This window comes from Roseateles sp. P5_B10, from assembly GCF_056400485.1.
In genome coordinates this window covers 1-1058 of record NZ_JBFULE010001248.1, presented here as the reverse complement: position 1 = coordinate 1058, position 1058 = coordinate 1, and the positions used below count along the sequence as shown (strand labels likewise).

General features: G+C 64.0%; 2 protein-coding genes and 1 pseudogene. All 3 read right to left on the bottom strand.

The genetic code is table 11. The features are described from left to right. Positions 1–191, bottom strand: a pseudogene (gene hscB / locus AC1DU6_RS32490) (Fe-S protein assembly co-chaperone HscB); the annotation flags it as partial. A gap of 60 nt (positions 192–251) precedes the next feature. Beyond that, positions 252–575, bottom strand: coding sequence for an iron-sulfur cluster assembly protein IscA (gene iscA, locus AC1DU6_RS32485; RefSeq protein ID WP_056196898.1), 324 nt, complete (start codon positions 573–575; stop codon positions 252–254). Between the two features lies 1 nt (position 576). Further along, positions 577–963: a Fe-S cluster assembly scaffold IscU gene (gene iscU, locus AC1DU6_RS32480; protein WP_056196896.1), complete on the bottom strand. Its 387-nt coding sequence runs from the start codon at positions 961–963 to the stop codon at positions 577–579. Positions 964–1058: the final 95 nt, after the last annotated feature.

Genomic DNA, 1058 nt, shown 5'->3' with positions numbered 1-1058 from the left:
CGCTGGTGGGCCTCGTTGACACGCATGGCCCACTGCATGGCCAGGCGCTGGGCGGCAGCGCCTTCCGACGCAAAGCGATCCGGGTGGACCTCGGCCTGTAGCGACTTCCAGCGTGCATCGATGTCGGCGCGCACCTGGGCCTGCTGTTCAGGCAGGCCGAAGAGCTGGAAATCGTTGTCGGTCAGGCGCATGGCAGGGTGGAAAAGCAAAAGGCGCGGTTCACACCGCGCCTGTCGTCGAGTCAGCGAGTTTCAGACACGGAAGGACTCGCCGCAGCCGCACTTGTCTTTCTCGCGCGGGTTGCGGAACTTGAAGCCTTCGTTGAGGCCTTCGCGGACGAAGTCCAGCTCGGTGCCGTCGAGGTAAGGCAGGCTCTTGGGGTCGATGAGGATCTTGACCTCATGGCCCTCGAAGATCACGTCCTCTGGCGCCACCTCATCGGCGTATTCCAGCTTGTAGGCCAGGCCCGAGCAGCCGGTCGTTTTCACGCCCAGCCGCACGCCCACGCCCTTGCCGCGCTTGGCGATGTAGCGCTTGACGTGGCGGGCTGCGGCTTCAGTCAGCGTGACGGACATGTCAGTTGGCGTGCTTGGCGCGGTAGTCGTCCACCGCTGCCTTGATGGCGTCTTCAGCCAAGATGGAGCAGTGAATCTTGACCGGCGGCAGCGCCAGCTCTTCGGCGATGTGCGTGTTCTTGATCGTCAGCGCCTGGTCCAGCGTCTTGCCCTTGACCCATTCGGTCACGAGCGAGCTGGAGGCGATGGCCGAGCCGCAGCCATAGGTCTTGAACTTGGCGTCCTCGATGAGGCCGGTCGCCGGGTTGACCTTGATCTGCAGCTTCATCACGTCGCCGCAGGCGGGCGCGCCGACCATGCCGGTGCCGATGTCGTCATCGCCGTTGTCGAACTTGCCGACGTTGCGGGGGTTCTCGTAGTGGTCAACGACCTTTTCGCTGTATGCCATGGTGTTCTCCTTCTAGGTTGCCAAGGGGCTTGCAAGCCCCTTGGCCTGCCCACCGCGGACGACAGTCCGCAGTGGACTGTCGTCCGTCAGTGGGC